1 protein-coding gene and 1 other annotated feature are annotated in these 1308 nt (G+C 55.4%); the gene reads right to left on the bottom strand.

Going from position 1 to position 1308, the window contains the following annotated elements:
* Positions 1-23: 23 nt before the first annotated feature.
* Positions 24-1258, bottom strand: a protein-coding gene (locus tag BUC32_RS20070) for an IS3 family transposase (RefSeq protein WP_139280824.1) whose coding sequence is annotated in 2 segments (ribosomal slippage) — positions 24-964 and positions 964-1258 — 1236 coding nt in all. Because the reading frame shifts where the segments join, the coding sequence is not laid out codon by codon here.
* Positions 855-971: a sequence feature (AL1L pseudoknot), on the bottom strand. (Overlaps the previous gene by 117 nt.)
* Positions 1259-1308: the final 50 nt, after the last annotated feature.

Genomic DNA, 1308 nt, shown 5'->3' with positions numbered 1-1308 from the left:
CCGGAGAGTTGTTGGTTCAAATGTTAAGCTGCTTTTTCGACAGCGTTCAAGGCTTGATAGAAGTTCTCCTCTGCTTCTTTTGGCGTGATGTATCCAATTTTGCTGTGTAGGCGTTTTGTGTTGTACCAGTTCACCCATTTCAGGGTTTCCCATTCGACCTGGGCGACGGATTTCCACGGCCCCATGAAGTCGATGACCTCGGTTTTGAACAGGCCGATCGTGCTTTCCGCCAGAGCGTTGTCATAGCTGTCGCCGACGCTTCCAACGGAGGGATCGATGCCTGCCTCTGCCAAACGTTCGGTGTATTTGATCGACAGGTACTGGCTGCCGCGATCACTGTGGTGGATCAGGCTGTCCGCCTCAGATGGAGCCCTTTGGCAAATCGCTTGGTTGAGGGCGTCCAGTACGAAGCCGGTCGTCATTGACGTGGACACACGCCACCCGACAATACAGCGCGCGAAGACGTCGATGACGAAAGCCACATACACCATGCCCTGCCAGCTTGAGACATAGGTGAAATCGCTGACCCAGAGCTGGTTTGGCATGCTTGCTGTGAAGTCACGATTGACCTTGTCGTCCGGGCACGGCTGGGAGGTGTCAGGATTGGTGGTGATCGGCTTTTGCCCCCGCACAACACCCTGTATTCCCATCACTTTCATCAGACGCTCCACTGTGCAGCGCGCAATGTCATGATTGTTCCGGCGCAGTTCGTGCCAGATTTTACGCGCACCGTATCGCTTGCCGCTGTCATCAAAGGCGTCCTTGATCTTCTTTCGATCTATTGCGTCCTGTTTGGCCCGGTCTGACGCCAGACCAGGATCACGGGCAATCGCTGCATGAGCATAAAATGTAGAAGGGGCAATCGGCAGCACCCTGCAGATCGGCTCGACCCCAAACTCACCGCGATGATCGTCAATGAAGGCGATCATTTGCGGAACGGGCGGTCGAGCTCCGCCTGGGCAAAATACGCGGAGGCCTTCTTCAGGATCTCATTGGTCTGGCGAAGTTCCTTGTTCTCACGCTCCAATTCTTTGATACGATCCCTTTCTTCGGTCGTCAGGCCGGCCCGCTGACCGTCATCGCGTTCCGCCTGTTGGCACCAGGCACGCAGGCTGTCAGGGGAACAGCCAAGCTTCGGCGCGATCGCTTTATAGGTGGCTGAATCGCTGGAATAATTGACACGGTTCTCTCGAAAAAGCCTGACACCGCGTTCACGCAGCTCGGCCGGATAAGCGGGGGTATGTTTCTTCTTCGTCATAAGGCTCACCTTTGGAGTGTTTTACTCTCCGGTAAACCCGGGGCGGTTCA

The organism is Shimia gijangensis (assembly GCF_900142085.1).
GTDB classification, from domain to species: Bacteria; Pseudomonadota; Alphaproteobacteria; order Rhodobacterales; family Rhodobacteraceae; genus Shimia; species Shimia gijangensis.
Note: the sequence above shows the minus strand (reverse complement) of the source record. Positions and strands in the feature narration are given on the sequence as shown.